Source organism: Alcanivorax sp. HI0044 (assembly GCF_001634945.1).
In genome coordinates, this window is record NZ_LWEZ01001293.1 from 1 (window position 1) to 2,206 (window position 2,206).

Sequence of the window (2,206 nt, forward strand, 5' to 3'; positions counted from 1 at the left end):
ACGTGGAAGCCGGTCAGATCGTTGGCCTGCTGGGCCCCAACGGCGCCGGCAAGACCACCTGCTTCTACATGATCGTTGGCCTGGTGGAAGCGGATGCCGGCCGCATCGAAATCAATGACGGCGACATCACCCACCTGCCCATGCACGGTCGCGCCCAGCGCGGCATTGGCTACCTGCCCCAGGAAGCCAGCATCTTCCGTCGCCTGACGGTGGAAGAGAACATCATGGCGATTCTGGAAACCCGCAAGGAACTGAGCAAGGCAGAGCGCCACGAACGCATGGAAAGCCTGCTCAAGGAATTCCACATCGGGCACATTCGCGATTCGCTGGGCATGAGCCTGTCCGGCGGTGAGCGCCGCCGGGCGGAGATTGCCCGCGGCCTGGCCACCGACCCGGATTTCATCCTGCTGGACGAACCCTTTGCCGGGGTTGACCCGATCTCGGTGAACGATATCAAGGGCATTATCCGCCACCTGAAAGACCGCGGCATCGGCGTGTTGATCACCGACCACAACGTCCGTGAAACGCTGGATATCTGCGATACCGCCTATATCGTCAGCGCCGGCCATATCATTGCCTCCGGCGATGCCGACATCATCCTTGCCAACCAGCAGGTGCGGGATGTGTACCTGGGCGCCGACTTCAGATTGTAGTTGACAGTGCACAGCTGTCGCGACCACTCAAAACCGTGGAGGCCGCGCCCAACTATGGACGCGGCCTCTTGCGCTTTCAGATCAAGACAATACTTTTCCGCGTAGCCGTCAACTGTCCACTATCACTTATCAACTGACGTCCCTACCACACAAAATATTCTGGCACAAATATTGCTTGTTAGGTAACTGGCTTGGTATTCTCAGGTTTTGGGGATCCGCAGAATACCGAGCAGTATGAAGCCCACACTACAACTACAAATTGGCCAGCAGCTCACCATGACGCCGCAGCTGCAGCAAGCCATACGCCTCTTGCAGCTGTCCACGCTGGACCTGCGCCAGGAGATCCAGCAAGCCGTGGAAAGCAACCCGCTGCTGGAGCTGGCCGACGATTTCGGGGACGACAGCCTGCCCGAACATGACGAAGAACGTCAGGACGAGGGGCTGGACACCGAGCGTGACGACGCCCTGGAAGAGCTGGTGCAGGACGAGCCTGGCGTGGAAACCGAGTGGGATGATGTCTATTCCGGCCAGACCAGCAGCGCCACCGCCTCCCTCCCCGACGACGCAGACGAATGGCAACAACGCCACGCCGTCTCCGGCAACCTCCAGGACCACCTGCTCTGGCAGTTGAACCTGACTCCCATGAGCGATGTGGACCGCATTATCGCCATGACAATCATTGAATCCCTGGACGACCGCGGTTACATCACCGTACCGCTGGACGATATTGTCGACATGGTGAACGCCCAGCCAGACCTGCTCACCGAAGGCGATGAACTGGAGCGCGACGAAGTACTTGCCGTGCAGCACCGTCTGCAGCAGTTCGACCCCGTCGGCGTGGCCAGCATCGATCTGGCGGACTGCCTGGGCGTGCAACTGCGCCAACTGCCCGCCGATACCGCCCTGCGCGACGAAGCCTGTGCCCTGCTGGCCCACCTGGATCTGCTGGAAAAACACGACTACGCCGCCCTGCGTCGCACCCTGCAGATCAGCGAGGACGTCCTGCTGGAGGCCCTGTCCCTGCTACGCACCCTGGACCCGGCCCCCGGCGAGCAGATCGGCGAACCCCAGGTAGATTACGCCGTTCCCGACGTGATCGTCCGTCAGCACCAGGGCCGCTGGCAGGTCAGCCTCAACGACGACGTCCTTCCCCGGGTCAATCTGCAGCAGCAATACGCCAATATCGCCCGCACCACCAGCGGTGAAGACGGGCAATATCTGCGCAATTGTGTTCAGGAAGCCAAATGGTTCATCAAGAGCCTGCAGAGCCGCCATGACACCTTGCTCAAGGTGGCCACCCGCATCGTCGATGTGCAACAAGGGTTCTTCGATTATGGCGATGAAGCCATGAAGCCCCTGGTTCTGGCGGATATTGCCGACGCCGTTGAGATGCATGAATCGACCATCAGTCGGGTCACCAACCAGAAATACATGATGACACCCCGCGGTGTCTTTGAGCTGAAATATTTCTTTTCCAGTCACGTGGGAACAGACGGCGGCGGTGAGTGTTCCTCCACCGCTATTCACCGCCGCCGTCTGTTCCCACGTGACTG

General features: G+C 60.1%; 2 protein-coding genes. Both read left to right on the plus strand.

From position 1 onward, the window contains the following. Positions 1-653, plus strand: a 653-nt coding sequence (gene lptB, locus A3730_RS18830) for an LPS export ABC transporter ATP-binding protein (protein ID WP_063538675.1), incomplete at its 5' end; no start/stop codon positions are given. A 234-nt stretch (positions 654-887) separates the two neighbouring features. Beyond that, positions 888-2,206 (plus strand): RNA polymerase factor sigma-54 (locus tag A3730_RS18835; protein ID WP_063538677.1); only part of this gene is annotated, 1,319 nt, incomplete at its 3' end.